This window comes from Clostridium sardiniense, assembly GCF_016907995.1.
In the GTDB taxonomy this organism is placed as follows: Bacteria; Bacillota; Clostridia; order Clostridiales; family Clostridiaceae; genus Clostridium; species Clostridium sardiniense.
In genome coordinates, this window is sequence record NZ_JAFBDA010000006.1 from 123,047 (window position 1) to 141,510 (window position 18,464).

An 18,464-nucleotide genomic window follows, 5' to 3' on the forward strand; every position below is an offset into this window, starting at 1 on the left:
ATTATGGGGCATGTAGAGAAGTTTTTTAATAAAATGATGCCAGCATTTATGAAATTTGCAAATTCAAAAATAGTAAGTGCACTTAAAGATGGATTTGTACTAACAATGCCATTAACACTTATAGGATCAGTATTTATGTTAATTGGAAACTTCCCAATTTCAAATTGGAATGGAATTATGGAAAGTATATTTGGTGCAGGTTGGGCTGCACCACTTAACCAAGTTACAGGCGCAACTTTTGATATTATAGCTTTAGTTGGTGTATTTGGTATAGCATATTCTTATGCAAAATCTTATGATATAGATGCAGTTCCAGCAGGGATTTTAGGGATTATATCATTCTTAATAGTAAGTAATTCCTTTGTTGTAAGTGAATCAGGGGAAGTCATAAATGGAGTTATCCATAAAGCTTGGACTGCTGGACAAGGTATGATAACTGCTATATTAGTTGGTCTTGCAGTTGGGGCAATATATTCTTTATGTATAAGAAAAAATTTAAGAATTAAAATGCCAGAGAGTGTTCCGCCAGGTGTATCAAATGCTTTCTCAGCACTTATACCAGGTTTTATAATAGCAACACTATCAATGATAGTTTATATAGTATGCGATAAACTAAAAGGCGTTTCAATGACTGAGATTATATATGAGATTTTACAAATTCCAATGCAAAATCTTTCGGATTCATTAGTTGGTATAGTAGTTATTATGGCTTTAATATCTATATTCTGGTGGTTTGGATTACATGGACCTAACATAGTAATGGGGATTATGGCTCCAATTCTTACAGCTAATTCATTAGCTAATCAAGCTGTCGTAGATGCTGGACAATCTTTAGTAGTAGGTGAAAATGCAAAGGTAGTTACAGTTCAAATGGTAGATATTTATGCTAAATTTGGAGGAGCAGGTATAACTTTAGGATTAATAATTGCAGCATTAATAGTTGCAAAATCAAGACAAGTTAAAGAATTATCTAAAATGGCTCTTGTACCAGGTATATTTAATATAAATGAGCCAGTAATATTTGGTTTACCAATTGTATTTAATCCACTTATGATTATACCATTTATTTTAGTTCCAATATTTGCAGTACTTATGACTTACTTCTCAATAACTTTAGGATTTATAGAACCATTCCTTGCAGTACAAGTACCTTGGACAACACCACCTATAATATCAGGTTTCTTATTGTCCGGATGGCAAGGGGCTGTACTTCAAATAGCAATACTTGCTATGTCAATATTTATGTACCTTCCATTTGTTAAGTTACAAGATAAGGTATCTTATAATGAAGAGAATAAAGTTACTAATTAATAATTGTATGTTAGCTTAATTAAATAACTTAAATAGGCTTCTTTACACTAAGTGTTATATAAAATATACTTATGTAAAGAGGCTTTTAATATTATATAAAAAGTTATATTAAGAGATTAAAATATTTGATAAAATACATAGATTGTAGAATTATCTATATGAGATTAAATATTAAAAGAAAGATGGAGTAGAGATATGGCGGTTAAATATAAACTAGTTTGTGATGAATTAGAAAAAGAGATATTAGAGGGAAAATATCCTTATAGTAGTAAATTACCAACAGAAGAAGAACTTATGAGAAAGTTTGATGTAAGCAGAAATACAATAAGAAAAGCGATAGAGATATTAGTTGATAGAGGATATATCTATCAGGTTCAAGGAAGTGGAATATTTTTAAGGGAATTTTCTAAGCCTGGATGTATACCTTTAAATGGAATGAGGGGCTTAACTAAAGAATTTTCTAAGGATATTTTAACTAGTGAATTATTGGAGCTTAGTGTTATAAAAGCTGATTTAGAATTATCAGAGAAGATGAAATGTAAAAATGGCACAGAAGTGTATCATATTAAGCGTACAAGATATTTAAACTCTGAGCCATATGCTTATGAGGAATCTTATTATAATAAAGATATAATTCCGTATTTAAATAAGGAAATTTGTGACGATTCAATATATGAGTATATTGAAACTGCATTAAAGTTAAATATTGGATTCGCAGATAAAATAGTATATTGTGAAAAATTAAATGAGGATGAAGCAAAACTTCTAGGATTAAATGAAGGTGATCCAACATTAGTTGTTGAAAATACAGCTTTTTTAAATACTGGATTAGTATTTAATGTATCAAGAGAAAAGTATAATTATACTAAGACGAAGCTATTAAGCTTAGGTAAAAATTAAAATTTAATATATATAATTATAAATTAAGTCAATATTGTGGTATTAATAATCAAATTAGTGTAAGTATATCTATAAGATGTTAAGTATAATATAACTATAGATGTATTATGTATAGAAAAGTACAATCTTAGAATACAAATGTTATAAGGGTAGGGAGTTAAAATGACAGAAAAAGAAAAAATGTTAAATGGAGAATTATATTTGTCTTTTGGAGAGGAATTATTTAATGAAAGGCAACATGCAAAAGATGTTATTTTTGAATATAATTCATTGCCACCAAGAGAAGTGGAGAGAAGAAATGAATTACTAAAAGGTTTGTTAGGAAAGACAGGAGAAAAGTTTTTTATTGAACCACCATTTAGATGTGATTATGGATATAATATAGAACTTGGTGAAAATTGTTATATTAATTATAATTGTACAATATTAGATTGTGCTAAAGTTACAATTGGAAGGGATGTACTAATAGGACCTAATGTAAATATATTTGCAGCAGGACATCCAATATCACCAAAAAAAAGACTTGCAGAACTTGAGTATGCATATCCAATAGAAATTGGAGATTGTGTTTGGATAGGTGGAGGAACAACTATAAATGCTGGAGTTAAAATTGGAAAGAATTCAGTAATTGGATCAGGTAGTGTTGTAACTAAAGATATTCCAGAAAATGTTGTAGCAGTTGGAAATCCATGCAAGGTTATAAAGCGCATTAATGAATTAGACTAGTTATAAAATTTTATAAATTATAGACTAAAACAAGTGTAGAAATTTTTCTATACTTGTTTTTGTTTTCATTTTGTTTTAATCTTCATAAAATCTACAAAAGTTTAATTTAGTATTATATCTATAATAAACTGGAGAAAGGGATGATTTTTCTGAAGAAACATAAAAAGATAATAGGAGGAATCCTAGTAGTAGCAGTGCTTATAGGTTCTATAACATTTATTAAAGTTTTAAACAAGAGTAATGAGGAAGAGAATAAGAGTAAGAGAGTAGAAGATGATATAAATGATGAATATAGACATGTTAAAGCAAAAGGAAACCTAATTAAGAAAAGTTTTGATGGTAGTTTTCTAAATCCAATAGTAACATTAGCTGAAGAAAGTTCAAGCTTTAAAATTGAAATAGATGGATTAAAAAAAGATGATAAACCAATGATTATAAATACATTTACAGGTGATACTGTAGAAATGAAAAATGAAGGAGGGGGTAGATTTTCTTTAGATATGAGCATGGAAGTATCTAAAGATTATGCAGTTCTTTTAAATAACAGGTTAATTGGAGCTACTAGAGTAGTTCCAGGTTATGATAAAATAAATGTAGAAGAAGTATATAATGACGCTATAAAAAGATTAACTTGCGCATTTTAATTGGAGGGGTATATGAATTATATAATACTATTTCTAGAAGGTATAATAACCTTTATTTCACCATGTATATTGCCAATGGTTCCTATATACATTTCTTATTTTATGGGAAGTGATGAGGAGAAGAATAAAAATGTTGCACTTAGAAATTCTATTGCATTTGTTCTAGGATTTTCTATATTATTTACTATATTTGGGGCATTAGCTGGAACTTTTGGAAGTGTTATTAATGAATATATGAAATTATTTAATGTTATTTCAGGTATTTTATTAATCATATTTGGACTTAATTATATAGGAATATTAAAAATTCAATTATTACAAAGAACTTTTAAATTGAAAAGTAATATAGGAAAGAAAAATGGATTAGTTTCAGCTATATTATTTGGAATGATATTTGCAGTAGGATGGACACCTTGTGTAGGACCTTTTTTAGGATCAGCACTTATGATAGCAGCAAACTCACAATATCATATGGAAGGAATATTCATGCTCTTAACATATAGTTTAGGACTTGGACTTCCATTTATACTATCAGCATTATTAATTGATTCTTTAAAAAATACATTTAGTTTTATAAAGAAAAATTATAAGATAATAAATATAATATCAGGAATTTTATTAATTATCATAGGAATAATGATGATGACAGGATATTTAAATTTACTATTATCACTACTAACATTTTAAGGGGAGATTTTAAAAATGAATGAAAAAAAGAGGTTAATATATATAATTATAGTTTTCGTTGCATTAATAGCCATCGGAGGAGTTTCTTATAAATATTTATCTAATAAATATTCTAAAGATGAAATAGAAAATCAGATGCCAAAGCAAGGGTCTATAGGTAACGAATCAAATAATAATATCAATAATGTTACTAAGGCTCCTGATTTTACTGTTTATAATGAAGAAGGAAAGGCTGTTAAATTATCTGATTATAAAGGTAAAAAAGCAGTAGTTGTAAACTTCTGGGCAAGTTGGTGTCCACCATGCAAGTATGAAATGCCATATTTCCAAAAAGCAAACGATAAGTATAAAGGTAAAGAGGTTGAAATACTTATGGTAAATCTTACTGATGGAAGTAGAGAAACAAAAAAGACTGCGCTTGAGTTTATGAAAGAAAGTAAATATAATATGAATGTGTTATTTGATACAGAGTTAAATGCAGCAAAAATATATGGAATACAAGCATTACCAAGAACTTTATTTATAGATAAAGACGGTAATTTAGTAAATGATCATACAGGACTTATTACTCAAGATATGCTTGATGATAATATAGATGATCTTATAGGAAAATAAAAGATTTATATAATAAAAAATCAGTTATATATTAGACTGATTTTTTGTTATATAATTAGATAATTTAAAGCGCTGGAGGATAATTAAATGAGAGAAAACATACTCATAGTTGATGATGAATTTAAGATATTAGAGGTTGTTAAAATTTATTTAGAAAAAGAAGGATATATAGTATATACAGCAGGTAATGGTATAGATGCTCTTAAAATATTTGAAAAAAATAATATAGATTTAATGGTTTTAGATCTTATGTTGCCGGATATATCAGGTGAAGAGGTATGCGGAAAGATAAGGGAATTGTCAGATGTTCCAATTATTATGTTAACTGCAAAATGTGATGAGGATAATATATTAAATGGATTTAATATAGGTACGGATGATTATATAACTAAACCATTTAGTCCCAAACAGTTAGTTGCAAGAGTTAATGCTGTATTAAAGAGATGTGGGAATTTAAATGAAAATAAATTAGTGTTTAGAAATGGTGACCTTATTATAGATATAGATAAATTTGAGGTTACTAAAAATAATAAAATAGTTAATCTTACTGCCTCAGAATTTAAAATTTTATTAGAACTTGCAAGAAATACTAAAAAGGTTTTTACAAGATCAGAACTTATAGATAAGGTTATAGGGGAAGAGAATTATGTATATGACAGAATAATTGATTCTCATATAAAAAATATAAGAGCGAAAATAGAAGACGGAAGTAAAGGAAATAAATATATAATAACAGTGCATGGTATAGGATATAAGTTTGGTGGTGAATAAATATTTTGAATAAGTTAAAGCATAGACTTACTTTAATTTTTATACTATTTTCTTTGGTAATAATATTTTTAATTGGAATACTCGCAAATATCTCCATAAAATCTAATTTTAATAAGTACATAGAAGATAGTATAGATAAAAGAAAAGATGAAATAGTTAAATCTATAGAAAATAATTATAAATCAGAAGAATGGAATAAAGATAATATAAACACCATAGGTTTAGATGCAATTGAAAATGGATTAATTATTAAAATTAAAGATAATAATGGCAATGTTATTTGGAATGCTAGAGAAATTAATAATTTATTATGTGAGTCAGTATTAAAAAAGATTAGAAGTAATACAAATAAGATTAATCCAAGACTAAAAGAAGGAAATACAATAGACAATATAAATCTTACAAAAGATAATAGAGATATAGGGACTTTAAGTATAGAGTATATAGGACCATTTTATTACAATGAATCAGATTTAATTTTCTTTGAAACACTAAATAGAGTATTAATTATTGTTGGAGGATTAGCGATAATTATTTCGGTAATAATTGGATTTAGTATATCTCACAATATAAGCAAGCCGGTATTAAAAGTAATAAAGGCAACAAATCTTATAGCAGAAGGAAATTACTCTCATAAAATTAATGTTAAAAATAATATAAGAGAGATGAATCAAATGATTAACTCTGTGAATAAGCTAGCAGATAATCTAGAGGAACAAGATAAATTAAGAAAAATTTTAACTAGGGACATATCTCATGAATTAAGAACTCCTCTTACTACAATACAAATACAGGTTGAAGCTTTAATTGACGGGGTGCTTGAGCCATCGGAGGAAAGATTAAAGAGTATATTTGATGAGATTCAAAGGCTTAATAGGTTAGTTGAATCTTTAGAAAAGTTAGCTAGATATGAGAGTGATTCATTAGTATTAAATAAAGAAAAAACTAATATTAAAGACTTAATAGAGACTCTTCTAGTTAATTTTGAAAAACAGTTCTTAGATAAAAATATAAAGATAGAATTAAACTTAGAAGATATTATATGTGATATTGATAAAGATAAAATAAGTCAAGCTATAATAAATATAATATCTAATAGTATTAAGTATACAGTAGAACAAGGATATATAGAAATATCAGATTATAGAGATAAAAGTAAAACCTATATATCTATAAAAGACAATGGTATAGGTATTGATGAAAAAAATATAAAGTATATTTTTGAAAGGTTCTATAGAGCAGATGAATCTAGAACTAGATCATCAGGTGGAGTTGGAGTTGGACTTACAATATCAAAAGCGATAGTTGAAGCTCATGGTGGAGATATAAAAGTAAAGAGTAAAATTAATAAAGGAAGTGAATTTGTAATAGAGATACCAAATTCCATATAAAATGATAAGCGCAATGTTATGTATTATTTGCATAATATTACGCTTATTTATTTTACTAGTATTTTTTATCAAGATTAGAGCTAATAAATTAATTATAAATAGATATTTAAATAAGTCATTAACTTAGAAATAAAATTTGAAAAAATTATAGAAAAGCTGAAAAAATTATAGAATAAGTCTTTAAAAAGATAAAATGTTATAGAAAAATATGTAAAAAGAAATATTGTATAGTAAAATTAATTTGTAATCAGAAAAAGAGAGGGGAATATTTTATGGGGGATATAAAAATAAGTGGAAAAATAATTGAAGTGATAACGATACCATTTAAATTTGCACCAATATATTCTATTATAATTGCTTTACAAAAAATATTGCAGGGATTAATTCCTACATTTCAATTAGTAGCTATAGCAAAGTTTTTAGATACAGCTATAGGTGTAGTTAATGGAACTTATAATAAAAACGAAATTATAATACCACTTATAACAATTGTAATGCTGATTGCTTTTGATTGGATTTCTCAGCAGTTAGTAGGTTTTGTTGAAGTGAGGCTTGAATTAAGACTTAGAGAAAAGCTTAGGGGATTAATAACAGAAAAAAAAGCGAAGCTTAAGTATAAATATATAGAAGATAAAGAAGCTTGGAATTTAATATCAAGGATATCTGAAGATCCTGAATTAAAATGTAAGAGTGCTTATATAGATTTATTAGATTCAATATCATTAATAGTAAGAGTAACAGGTTTAATTTTTATACTTATTACAAAAGTGTGGTGGGCAGCCTTATTAATCTTGGCAATATCTATTCCATTATTTTATTTATCTATAAAATCAGGGAAAGCAAACTATGATGCTTTTAGAGAGATGGCTGAATATAGAAGGGAATCAGATTATATAGGTGATGTTATTACAGGAAGAGAAGCGGCAGATGAAAGAGCTTTATTTAGATATACAAGTGAGCTTAATAAAAAATGGCTTAAACTATATGAGAAAGTAAGAAAACATCAGTTAAAAATAGAACTTAAATGGTTTGCTAAGATGAAACTTGGAGGTATAATAACTGCTTTAATTTCAATAATCATAGTGGTTATACTTTTAGTGCCAGTAAAAAATGGATTATTAACAGTTGGTATGTTTATATCTATAAGTAGCTCAGTATTTGATATTATTCAAATAATGTCATGGCAATTAACAGCCTATACCGAAAATCTTGTAAAGAATAGAGAGCACTTAAAAGATTTAGCTAAGTTTATGAATTTAGCAGAAAGTATAGGTGCAATAGATAAACCAACTATAGGTAGTGTTAAATTAGAAAGATTAGAATTTAAGAATGTATCATTTAAATATCCTGGTACAGAAAAGTATATACTTAAAGATTTATCATTTGTAATAGAAGAAGGAAAACATTATTCCTTTGTAGGAATAAATGGAGCAGGAAAAACTACTATAACTAAAATAATAACAGGATTATATGATGAATTTGAAGGAGATATTTTAATAAATGGAAGAGATATAAAAGAGTATAGGCAATGTGAGCTTAAAGAATTAACTTCTGTAGTTTATCAAGATTTTGCAAAGTATTCTATTTCGATTAAAGATAATATAGCTTTGGGAAATTTAGAGTGTATGCATGATAAGTTAAAAGAAAAGGAGCTTAAAGAGGCAATAAATATTGTAGAGTTAGATGATGTAGTAGATAAATTAGATAAAGGATTAGAAACAAATCTTGGGAAGATAAAAAGTGATGGACTTGATATATCAGGTGGTCAATGGCAACGTATAGCAATGGCAAGAGCTATTGTAAGTAATGCTTCATTAAGAATACTAGATGAACCAACAGCTGCCTTAGATCCTATAAGTGAAAGTAATGTTTATGAAAAGTTTGAGAAAATAAGTAAAGGACAAACTACTATCTTTATAAGTCATAGATTAGGTTCAACTAAATTAGCAGATGAGATATTTGTTATAGAAAATGGTTCGATAATAGAGACGGGAAATCATGAGGATTTAATAAGTATGGCTGGAAAGTATGCTAATATGTATGAAAGTCAAAGGAGTTGGTATTTATGATAAATAATAAAAAAGATAGGAGTATATCTATTTTTAAAATTCTAAAGAAGATAACACCTATGGTATTAAAAGCAGCTCCGATATATTTTATATTTATAATATTAGTAAATATTATTCATGCAGCTTTCTGGGTTTTAAACACAGTAGCAAGTCAAAAATTCTTTGATTCTGTAGCAGCTTTAACAGTTGGTGAAAATACGATGGCAAAAACTATATTAATGGCATTAATGTTAGGTGGGGTTTTAATAGGAGCTCAAATGCTAAATGGGATATCCAATTTTATGGGGAGTAGCTGGTGGAGTAAAGTAGCTGGATATATAACTAGTATAGTAAATAATAAAGTTGGAAATACGGATTCAATTTCTTTTGAAGATACTAATGTTTTAGATGATATAAATAAAGTACATGAAGGTGTTAGAAATAGTATAGGACTCATAGGAGTAATTACAATGATTGCTTGCATGTACATTCCATACTTTTTATTTATGGGAATATATTTATATAATTTAAAACCAATACTTGCAGTAGCGCTAATTTTTATATTTATTCCAGTTGCATTAACTCAGTTTATAAGAATTAAAGTTTTTAGTAAATTAGAGGACGAGGTAGCCCCTATTAGAAGAGAATATAAGTATTACGAGGAATGCATAGGTAGTAGAGAATATTTTAAAGAAACACGTATTTTAGGTGCATTTGGATACTTTAAAAACTTATATTTAGATTCTTTAAAGTTATTAAATAAAAAAGTATGGTGTGCAGAAAAAAAAATAAGATCTATGGAACTTGGCATGAAAGTTCTTACGCTACTTGGATATATTGGAGTACTATATTTGCTATTTATTTGTTTAATTAATGGAGATATATCTGTTGGAGCATTTGGAGCTGTATTTTCATCAATAGGAATGTTGTTCTCAATAATGGAAGAAGTAATATGTAGACATATAGGAGAAGTAACTCAAAATTTAGGAACAGTAAGGAATTTTATAAGATTTTTAGAACTGCCAGAGCGAAAAGGAGAAGAGGTTGAAATAAAAGACGTACCAGATATAAAGCTTGATAATGTATCATTTGCATATCCATCTTCAAATAAATTATCTATAGAAAATATAAATTTACACATAAAATCAGGAGAGACAATTGCCATTGTTGGAGAAAATGGGGCAGGAAAAACTACGTTAGTTAAGCTTATGATAGGTTTATATCTTCCAACTGAGGGGGATATATTAGTAGATGGGTTTAATACTAAGGAAGTTTCACAAAAATCTTTATACAAAGAAGTGTCAGCAGTATTTCAAAGGTATCAAAGATACAAAATGACTTTTGGAGAAAACATATCAATAAGTAATATTGAGTATGTTGATGATTATAATGTAGATAAAGATATTGCGCTTAAAAAAGCAGATTTAACTATGAACAAAGAAATATTTAAAGATGGCTATGATACAATGCTATCAAGAGAATTTAATGGTGTTGATTTATCAGGAGGACAGTGGCAGAGGGTAGCAATTGCAAGAGGATTCTATTCAAATCATAATATGATAGTTCTAGATGAACCTACAGCTGCAATTGATCCAGTTGAAGAAAGTAAGATATATAATAAATTTAAAGAAATGTCATATGGAAATACAGCTATAATTGTTACTCATAGGTTAGGATCAGCTAAGATAGCAGATAGAATTGTTGTTATGGACAATGGTAAGATAGTTGAATGTGGAACTCATGAGGAACTTATAAATAAAGAAGGTAAATATAGAGAAATGTATAATGCTCAGAGTAAGTGGTATGTGAAATCAGAAGATGAAGAGATTATGGCTTTTTAGTATAGGAAAAGGCAAATTTAATCATAAGGAATAATTTAAGATGAATGATTTCTTATGAAGAGTAAAATTATAAAAAGTTTTTAAAAGACTACTTTCAACATGATATATGTATAGTATGTTATATTAAAAAGTCCAGCAAGTTTATTTGCTGGACTTTAGTTTGTAATAGTTTAGGATGATTTGTCTAATAATTAATTTAATTGGTAGTATTACTCTTCTTTATACTTGTTATAGCTTGATATAAATTAAATAAAACTAACACAATTAAGCAAAACAATATTATATAAATATAAGGCAATGAATTCATATAATAATCTGTATTTATATTTTGCGGCAATCTAGAATTATTATCTACTTTTATAGTCATCCAAAAGCTTATAAGCGTAATTATTGACATAATAATATTAAATAAATAAGCTTTACTGATTTTTTTAATATTACACACCTCCTTTTAAAAAATTATTGTTGTAAGATATAATTAAAAATAATAGACGTTCTTTGCTGAGTTATATAATACAATTGTTATATAATTTATATATTTAATTATATGACAATTTCTATAAAATTATAATATATTGTAAATATCTGCATAATTAACTTTAAATGCTTTGTTTTCTTCTTCAAGTCTTTTAAATTTTCTTTTTAAATTTTATATAACAGAGTCTTTATTGTTCTATTATACTAACTAGTTTACATCTATATTATTCCATTTAAAATTTTAGTCTTCTTTTAAAAATATATGTTTTTAAATTTATATGGTAAATATTTATATTTAATAAGTGGTAATTTGATAGAAATATAAAAAAGTATGTATAATAGAGAGATAAAGACATTTACTTAGGAGGAAATAAAATGAAAAGTAACTATCATACACATAATTATAGATGTAATCATGCTAAGGGAACTGTAGAAGAATACATAAAAGAAGCTATTGCTGAAGGATTTGATGAAGTTGGTATTTCAGATCATCTGCCTCATCCAGGAAAAAATATTGATAATAAAAGCAGAATGAAGTATGAAGAGTTAGAAGAATATTTCAATGAAATAAATGAAGCAATTAAAAAATATTCTGATAAAATATCTATTAAAAAAGCTATTGAGTCCGAATACTTTGAAGATTTCGGATGGCTTTATGAAGAACTTATGGAGAAGTATAAAGTTGATTATCTTTTACTTGGAGTACACTTTTTCCCATATAAAGGAGAATGGTTTTATGTAGGGGGAATAGAGTTAACACCAGAGATATTAGAATGTTATGTAGACTATGTAGTAAAATCTATGGAAAGTGGATTGTTTAAATGTGTTGCACATCCAGATCTTTTTGGACTTAGTTATAGAGATTGGGATGAGAATACAATTAAGCAATCAAGAAGGATATTACAAGCTGCTGAGGATTTAAATATACCTCTTGAAATAAATATTAATGGATTTAGAAAGCCTAAGGTTAGATATAATAACGGTGAACGATATAGTTATCCTATAAAAGAATTTTGGATATTATCAAAGGAATATAATATAAAGAGAATAATAGGAATTGATGCTCATGATCCGTGCCATATGAGAGATTTAGATATGGGATTAAATTTTGCAAAAGAACTTGGATTAGATGTTATAGATAGATTAGAATTATAAGATTATAATGATTTAAAATAGTGAAAGTGCAAATTATAGCTATTATTAATAATATAAAGTAAAAAAAATAAATACTTAATAAAATTATAAAAGCTAAAGATAGTAGAGAAATATCTATTATCTTTAGCTTTTTTAGAATATACATTAAAGTTAGCTATAGGTATTAAGCTTTCTCTTTAAATATATTTATAAGGTAAGTTATTTAATGATTATGATAAACTATAAAATTACTTTGAATAACTTTAATATAAATTGAAAACTATAAGGTTAGCAAGGTAGAAGCTTTAAGTAAATAGGAAGAAGTGTGATGCATATGACAGTAGAGAAAATTAGATTTCTAGCTGAAAAAAATATAAAAGGTATACCAAAGATTATCTATATAAAGGGAGATAATATAGAAGGTATAATAAAAAAATATGTAGATATATGCTCTTTACTAAATATTGAAGGAAAGATATTAGAACTTAAAGATAATGAAGCATATTTAAGCTATGATAGAGAAATGGTCAGTTCATTAATTATTTATGGAATAATAGATGATGAGGAAGAGGTTTATGAAAGAGCTAAGATATTATTAGAAGATGACTGGAGTTATGAGATAATAAAAGAATTAGATAGTATTAATATTCCATCAATAAATATTGATATTAATAATCTTAAAATTGGATATGGTAAAAATTCAATTATTTTATCAAAATCAGAAACTTGTAGTGTAGAAATATCAGAGGTTATTTCTAATTTAAAGGACAATGGTATTATTCCTATAATTGCAGTAACAGGAACTAATGGAAAGACAACAACAACAAGACTTATACATAGCACTTTATTATCCTTAGGATATAAGAGTGGAGCATCTACTACTGGAGGAATATATATAGGAAATAAAGTAGTTAAGACAGGAGATACAACAGGATATTATAGTGCTTTAGAGGTTCTTAAAAATAAGAATATAGATATTGCCGTACTTGAAACGGCAAGAGGAGGAATAATTAAAAAAGGGTTAGGCTTTAAAAATGCTAAAGTTGGAATAATCACATCTTTATCAGAAGATCATATGGGAATGGAAGGGATTAATACAATAGAGGATTTAGGAAAAATAAAATCATTAATTAAAGAAGGTCTAGATGATGATGGTATTATGATAGTTAGAGCAACTAAAGATATAGTAAGACTTTTTAGTAAGAAAGATAGATTAATATTATTTGATAATGATCCTAATGAATTAATAAAGGCACATACAGAAAATGGAGGGGAGGCATTTTATACAAGGGGGAAATTTATAGTACATAATAAATTTGGTAAAGAAATTAAATTAGTAAATTTAAAAGAACTAGAGTTTACACATAACGGATTATCTAAAAGTAACACAAGAAATGTAATGACAGCAATAGCTGCAATAAATAAAATTCATAATAATATTTATGAAGTAATTGATGCTATAAAAGGATTAAAATGCGATTTAAGTACTAATAGAGGCAGACAAAATGTTATAAATATAAAAGATTTTAAATTAATAATAGATTATGGACATAATAGCGAATCTTTTCATGAAGTATTCAATATGGCAAAATCTTTAAATCCAACCTTAATAACTGGAATTATAACAGCTGCTGGAGATAGGAGCAATGAGCATATAGTTGAACTCGGAGAAATAACTGCATCTTATTGCCATAAGGTAATAATTAAAGAACAGGAAGACAGACGGGGAAGAGAAGAGAAAGAAACAGCAAAGCTATTATATAAGGGACTTAAAAATAAAGGATTTAATGATGATAAAATAACAATATTACTTGAAGAAGAAGAGGCTATATTAAAAGCTTTAAACGAAGCAAAATCAGGAGAAGTAATAGTATCATTTAGTCAATTTTTAAACGTAACAATTCCAGCTATAAATAAATATTTAAGAGAGAATGGATTAGAAGTTATTAATTAATAAAAATGTGTGTTTATAAAGTTAAGCACACATTTTTATTCTTAATTATTTAAGGTATGTTAGCTTTCAACCATTGCACCACCATTTACATGGATAACTTGTCCTGTTACATATGATGAATCATCAGATGCTAAGTATACATAAGCAGGAGCAAGTTCAAAGGGCTGTCCAGCACGTTTCATAGCTACGTCAGATCCAAACTTAGTAACTTCTTCAGCAGAAAAACTTGAAACTATAAGTGGCGTCCAAATAGGACCAGGTGCAACGGCATTAACCCTAATTCCATCTTTAATTAGTGATTGCGAAAGGGATCGTGTAAATGTTACAACTGCTCCTTTAGTTGATGAGTAATCTATAAGATTTTTTTTACCTTGATAGGCTGTAATAGATGCAGTATTTACTATTGTGCTTCCTCTTTCCATATGTTTTACGGCTTCTTGTGTAAGATAGAACATGGGATATAGATTCACTTTAAATGTTAATTCTAGTTGAGATTCTGAAATGCATTCTATGCTTTTTTGTGGAAACTGAACACCTGCATTATTTATTAATATATCTATGCCTCCAAGAGTATCAACTGTAAATTGAACCAATTCTTTGCAAAACTTTTTATGCATTATATCACCAGGCATTAGATAACACTTACCACCATATTTTTCAATATATCTTTTAGTAGTCTCTGCATCCTCATCTTCATAAAGATAAGAAATTACAATATCTGCACCTTCTTTTGCAAAAGCGATTGAGACTGCCCTACCAATTCCACTATCTCCACCTGTAATTAAAACACGTTTATTTTTTAACTTGCCACTGCCTTTATACTTAGGGTTATCAAATATAGGGCGAGGTTTCATTATTGATTCGATTCCAGGTTGAAGCATCTGATGTTGAGGTGGAAAGTTTTTGGGTAAATCTTCTATATTTGTATTATTGTCATAATATGAATTCATTTAAGCCTCCTAAAGAATTTATATCGTTAGTTATTTTATGAAAGACTAGATATATTTGTGAAAAGGTGCAATATATGTCCTGTGTATATCATTTTAAAAATGGAATAATAAAAATGAGGTGATTTTATGGAATCTGTATGGAGTGAAAGTTGTAAGTTCAGAGGAAGGGAAGTTCTAAGTAAAGATATAAAAACTGATATTTTAATTATTGGGGCTGGAATAGCAGGAATATTAACGGCATATATGTTAAAGCAAAATGGTAGAGAGGTAGTTTTAATTGATGGAGTTGAAACAGCAAGTGGAAATACGAAAAATACTACTGCAAAGATAACATCTCAACATGATTTAATTTATAATAAATTAATATCAGAATTTGGAGAAGAAAAAGCTAGACAATATGCAAAAGCAAATGAACTTGCTATAAAAAAGTACAAAGAAATTATTGAAGAAAGACAAATAGACTGCGACTTTGAAGAGAAGGCTGCTTATGTATATTCACTAGATAAAACAGATATTCTTAAGGAAGAAGTAGAAGCAGCTAATAGAGTCGGAATTAATGCTGAATTTGTTGAAGAGACTAATCTGCCTTTTAAAGTTAATGGAGCTGTTAAGTTTAATAATCAGGCACAGTTTAATCCACTTAAGTTTTTAGAAAATATTTCAAAGGATTTAATTATCTATGAAAACACTAGGGCAGTAGAAATTAGAGAAAACTCAGTATTTACTGATAGGGGAGAAATAACTGCAGATATTGTAATTATAGCAACACATTATCCAATAATGAATGAACCTGGATATTACTTTTTGAAAATGCATCAAGAAAGATCCTATGTTATAGCTTTAGAAAATGTAAAAGATATTGATGGTATGTATATAGATAATGATAAGAGTGGATACTCCTTTAGAATGTATAAAGATTTATTATTGTTAGGTGGTATAAAGCAAAGAACAGGAGATAATGAAACTGGAGGAAGCTATGATGAGTTAAGAAGAGTTTCAAAAGAATTATTTCCAAATTCAAAGGAAAAGTATTATTGGTCAGCTCAAGATTGTATGACTATAGATGGAATACCTTATATAGGTAGATATTCTGATGATACACCTAATATATATGTTGCTACAGGATTTAATAAATGGGGAATGACAAGTTCTATGGTATCAGCAATGATAATATCAGATATGATCTTAGAAAAAGAAAATGATTTTTCAGAAATATTTTCTCCAAAAAGATTTGATTTGTCAGCATCAATAAATAATGTTGCTAAAGATATAAGTGAAACAGCTAAAAATTTTATTGCACAAAAAATATATATTCCAAGTAGTCAAATAGAGCATATTAAAAATGGTCATGCTGGAATTGTTGAATATAATGGAGATAAGGTTGGTGTTTACAAAAATAAAGAGGGGAAAGAATTTATTGTATCAACAAAATGTTCTCACTTAGGATGCCAGCTTCATTGGAATGCAGATGAACTAACATGGGATTGTCCATGTCATGGATCAAGATTTGATTATAAAGGACGATTAATAGGAGGTCCTGCAATTAAAGGACTTGTAGATGATTAATTTCCATGGTGAACATAAGACAAAGAACTTTTTTGAAGGATGGTATTTTAAGCATCAAAAAAATGAGAACACTATAGCCTTTATACCTGGAATAAATATTGATAAATATGGAAATAAATCAGCATTTATTCAAGTGATAACAAATACAAATTCTTATAATATTAAATATTCATTTTTAGATTTTAAATGTAGTAAAGATGAATTAGAAATACAAATTGGTAAAAGCATTTTTTCAAAAGAAGGTATTGATATAAATATAGAGAATAGGGATATATCTATTAGAGGAAAAATTAATTATAAGGAATTTACCACTATAGAATATGACATTATGGGACCATTTCGTGAAATCCCATTTATGGAGTGTAATCATGGAGTTATAAGTTTATACCATAAGCTAACTGGGAGTATAAAGCTAAATGATAAGGAAATAGATTTTAAAGATGGAGTAGGATATATAGAGAAAGATTGGGGAAGTTCTTTTCCTAAAGAATATTTATGGATACAGTGTAATTGCTTTGAAAATCATGAATGTTCAATAATGGTATCTATTGCGGATATTCCATTTATGGGAATAAATTTTAGAGGTTGCATATGTAGTGTTTATTATGAAGGCGAGGAATATAGGTTAGCTACATACAATGGAGTGAAAATAGTCAATTGCAATGATAAATCTGTTTTATTAAAAAGAGGGAAGTATAAATTGAAAGTTTACTTCACAAACAATAGTGCACAAAATTTATTAGCTCCAGAGAATGGGGATATGTCAAGGATAATACAAGAAAATTTAGCATGTAGAGGAAGATTCGAATTTTATATTGATGATGAATTAATATTTAATTTATACAGCAATAATTGTAGTTTTGAATATTTAGCAAAATAGTTTTATTTATATATAATATGTGGCACTTAATAGTTTTAAATGAATATACTTATTATTAGGGAGGGCATCTTAAAAGGTCATATTTCTTTTAAGGTTTCCTCCTTTAAGCATATGAGGAAGAAGGTGTATTCATAAATATGGAGAGATTAGAAAGAATTTTTAAAGAAGCATCCCTTAGAGCAGTAATTTTTTCAAAAGATAACTTAGGCGTAAAACTTGACTTTTCAGAAGATAGCTTAGTATGGCTAGATGATATATTAGAAGTATTTCATAAAGCAAATGAAAATACTCAATTTGATAACGATAGAATATTAGATTTATCTATGACATTTGGTGGATATCTTGGAGAAGTTATTAGTAAAAATATTGGTGGAGTATGGGAAGAAAATGATGGGAAGACAATATTCTTGGAAGTAAATGATAATAAGGTATTACCTTTAAATATAGTTTATAAAAGAATAAATATTGGAGAAAGGGCATCGGTAAAACGGTGGTATAGTAAGTTTAAAGAAAAATTATGTTAGAAGAAGAAGAGCGGAAGATTTAAAAGCAATCTAGAATAAAATATC

16 protein-coding genes are annotated in these 18,464 nt (G+C 27.4%); 15 read left to right on the plus strand and 1 reads right to left on the minus strand.

What is annotated here, in order from left to right:
• Positions 1-3 precede the first annotated feature (3 nt).
• From JOC62_RS07105 to JOC62_RS07160, 12 genes are all read left to right on the plus strand, one after another.
• On the plus strand, positions 4-1,311 hold the full coding sequence (locus JOC62_RS07105; RefSeq protein ID WP_204594532.1) for a PTS sugar transporter subunit IIC: 1,308 nt from the start codon (positions 4-6) through the stop codon (positions 1,309-1,311).
• A gap of 195 nt (positions 1,312-1,506) precedes the next feature.
• The gene (locus JOC62_RS07110) at positions 1,507-2,211 is read left to right on the plus strand and encodes a GntR family transcriptional regulator (RefSeq protein ID WP_204594533.1); all 705 of its coding nucleotides are present in this window, start codon (positions 1,507-1,509) and stop codon (positions 2,209-2,211) included.
• Positions 2,212-2,373: 162 nt separating this feature from the next.
• Complete coding sequence (locus JOC62_RS07115) at positions 2,374-2,937, plus strand: sugar O-acetyltransferase (RefSeq protein ID WP_204594534.1); 564 nt, start codon at positions 2,374-2,376, stop codon at positions 2,935-2,937.
• 140 nt (positions 2,938-3,077) lie between these two features.
• Complete coding sequence (locus tag JOC62_RS07120) at positions 3,078-3,581, plus strand: hypothetical protein (protein ID WP_204594535.1); 504 nt, start codon at positions 3,078-3,080, stop codon at positions 3,579-3,581.
• Positions 3,582-3,593: 12 nt separating this feature from the next.
• Entirely contained in the window at positions 3,594-4,268 is a 675-nt protein-coding gene (locus JOC62_RS07125) for a cytochrome c biogenesis CcdA family protein (protein WP_204594536.1), read from the plus strand.
• Between the two features lie 15 nt (positions 4,269-4,283).
• Complete coding sequence (locus JOC62_RS07130) at positions 4,284-4,883, plus strand: TlpA family protein disulfide reductase (protein ID WP_204594537.1); 600 nt, start codon at positions 4,284-4,286, stop codon at positions 4,881-4,883.
• Positions 4,884-4,970: 87 nt separating this feature from the next.
• Complete coding sequence (locus JOC62_RS07135) at positions 4,971-5,654, plus strand: response regulator transcription factor (RefSeq protein ID WP_204594538.1); 684 nt, start codon at positions 4,971-4,973, stop codon at positions 5,652-5,654.
• Between the two features lie 5 nt (positions 5,655-5,659).
• Positions 5,660-7,045, plus strand: a complete 1,386-nt coding sequence (locus JOC62_RS07140) for a sensor histidine kinase (RefSeq protein WP_243425031.1) — start codon at positions 5,660-5,662, stop codon at positions 7,043-7,045.
• A gap of 272 nt (positions 7,046-7,317) precedes the next feature.
• Positions 7,318-9,114, plus strand: a complete 1,797-nt coding sequence (locus JOC62_RS07145; RefSeq protein WP_204594539.1) for an ABC transporter ATP-binding protein — start codon at positions 7,318-7,320, stop codon at positions 9,112-9,114.
• Positions 9,111-10,934: an ABC transporter ATP-binding protein gene (locus tag JOC62_RS07150; RefSeq protein WP_204594540.1), complete on the plus strand. Its 1,824-nt coding sequence runs from the start codon at positions 9,111-9,113 to the stop codon at positions 10,932-10,934. The genes JOC62_RS07145 and JOC62_RS07150 overlap by 4 nt, the downstream gene beginning before the upstream one ends.
• Positions 10,935-11,786: 852 nt before the next feature.
• Entirely contained in the window at positions 11,787-12,566 is a 780-nt protein-coding gene (locus JOC62_RS07155; RefSeq protein ID WP_204594541.1) for a histidinol-phosphatase, read from the plus strand.
• A 307-nt stretch (positions 12,567-12,873) separates the two neighbouring features.
• Complete coding sequence (locus JOC62_RS07160; protein WP_204594542.1) at positions 12,874-14,499, plus strand: Mur ligase family protein; 1,626 nt, start codon at positions 12,874-12,876, stop codon at positions 14,497-14,499.
• A 59-nt stretch (positions 14,500-14,558) separates the two neighbouring features.
• Here JOC62_RS07160 and JOC62_RS07165 read toward each other — a convergent pair whose 3' ends face one another.
• Complete coding sequence (locus JOC62_RS07165; protein ID WP_204594543.1) at positions 14,559-15,449, minus strand: SDR family oxidoreductase; 891 nt, start codon at positions 15,447-15,449, stop codon at positions 14,559-14,561.
• 126 nt (positions 15,450-15,575) lie between these two features.
• On the opposite strand from JOC62_RS07165, the gene JOC62_RS07170 reads away from it, so the two are divergent.
• From JOC62_RS07170 to JOC62_RS07180, 3 genes are all read left to right on the plus strand, one after another.
• Complete coding sequence (locus tag JOC62_RS07170) at positions 15,576-17,015, plus strand: FAD-dependent oxidoreductase (RefSeq protein WP_204594544.1); 1,440 nt, start codon at positions 15,576-15,578, stop codon at positions 17,013-17,015.
• Entirely contained in the window at positions 17,008-17,895 is an 888-nt protein-coding gene (locus tag JOC62_RS07175; RefSeq protein WP_204594545.1) for a tocopherol cyclase family protein, read from the plus strand. Before JOC62_RS07170 ends, JOC62_RS07175 begins: the two co-directional genes overlap by 8 nt.
• 137 nt (positions 17,896-18,032) lie before the next feature.
• A complete protein-coding gene (locus tag JOC62_RS07180) occupies positions 18,033-18,419 on the plus strand; it encodes a hypothetical protein (protein ID WP_204594546.1) in 387 nt (128 codons plus the stop codon).
• Positions 18,420-18,464: the final 45 nt, after the last annotated feature.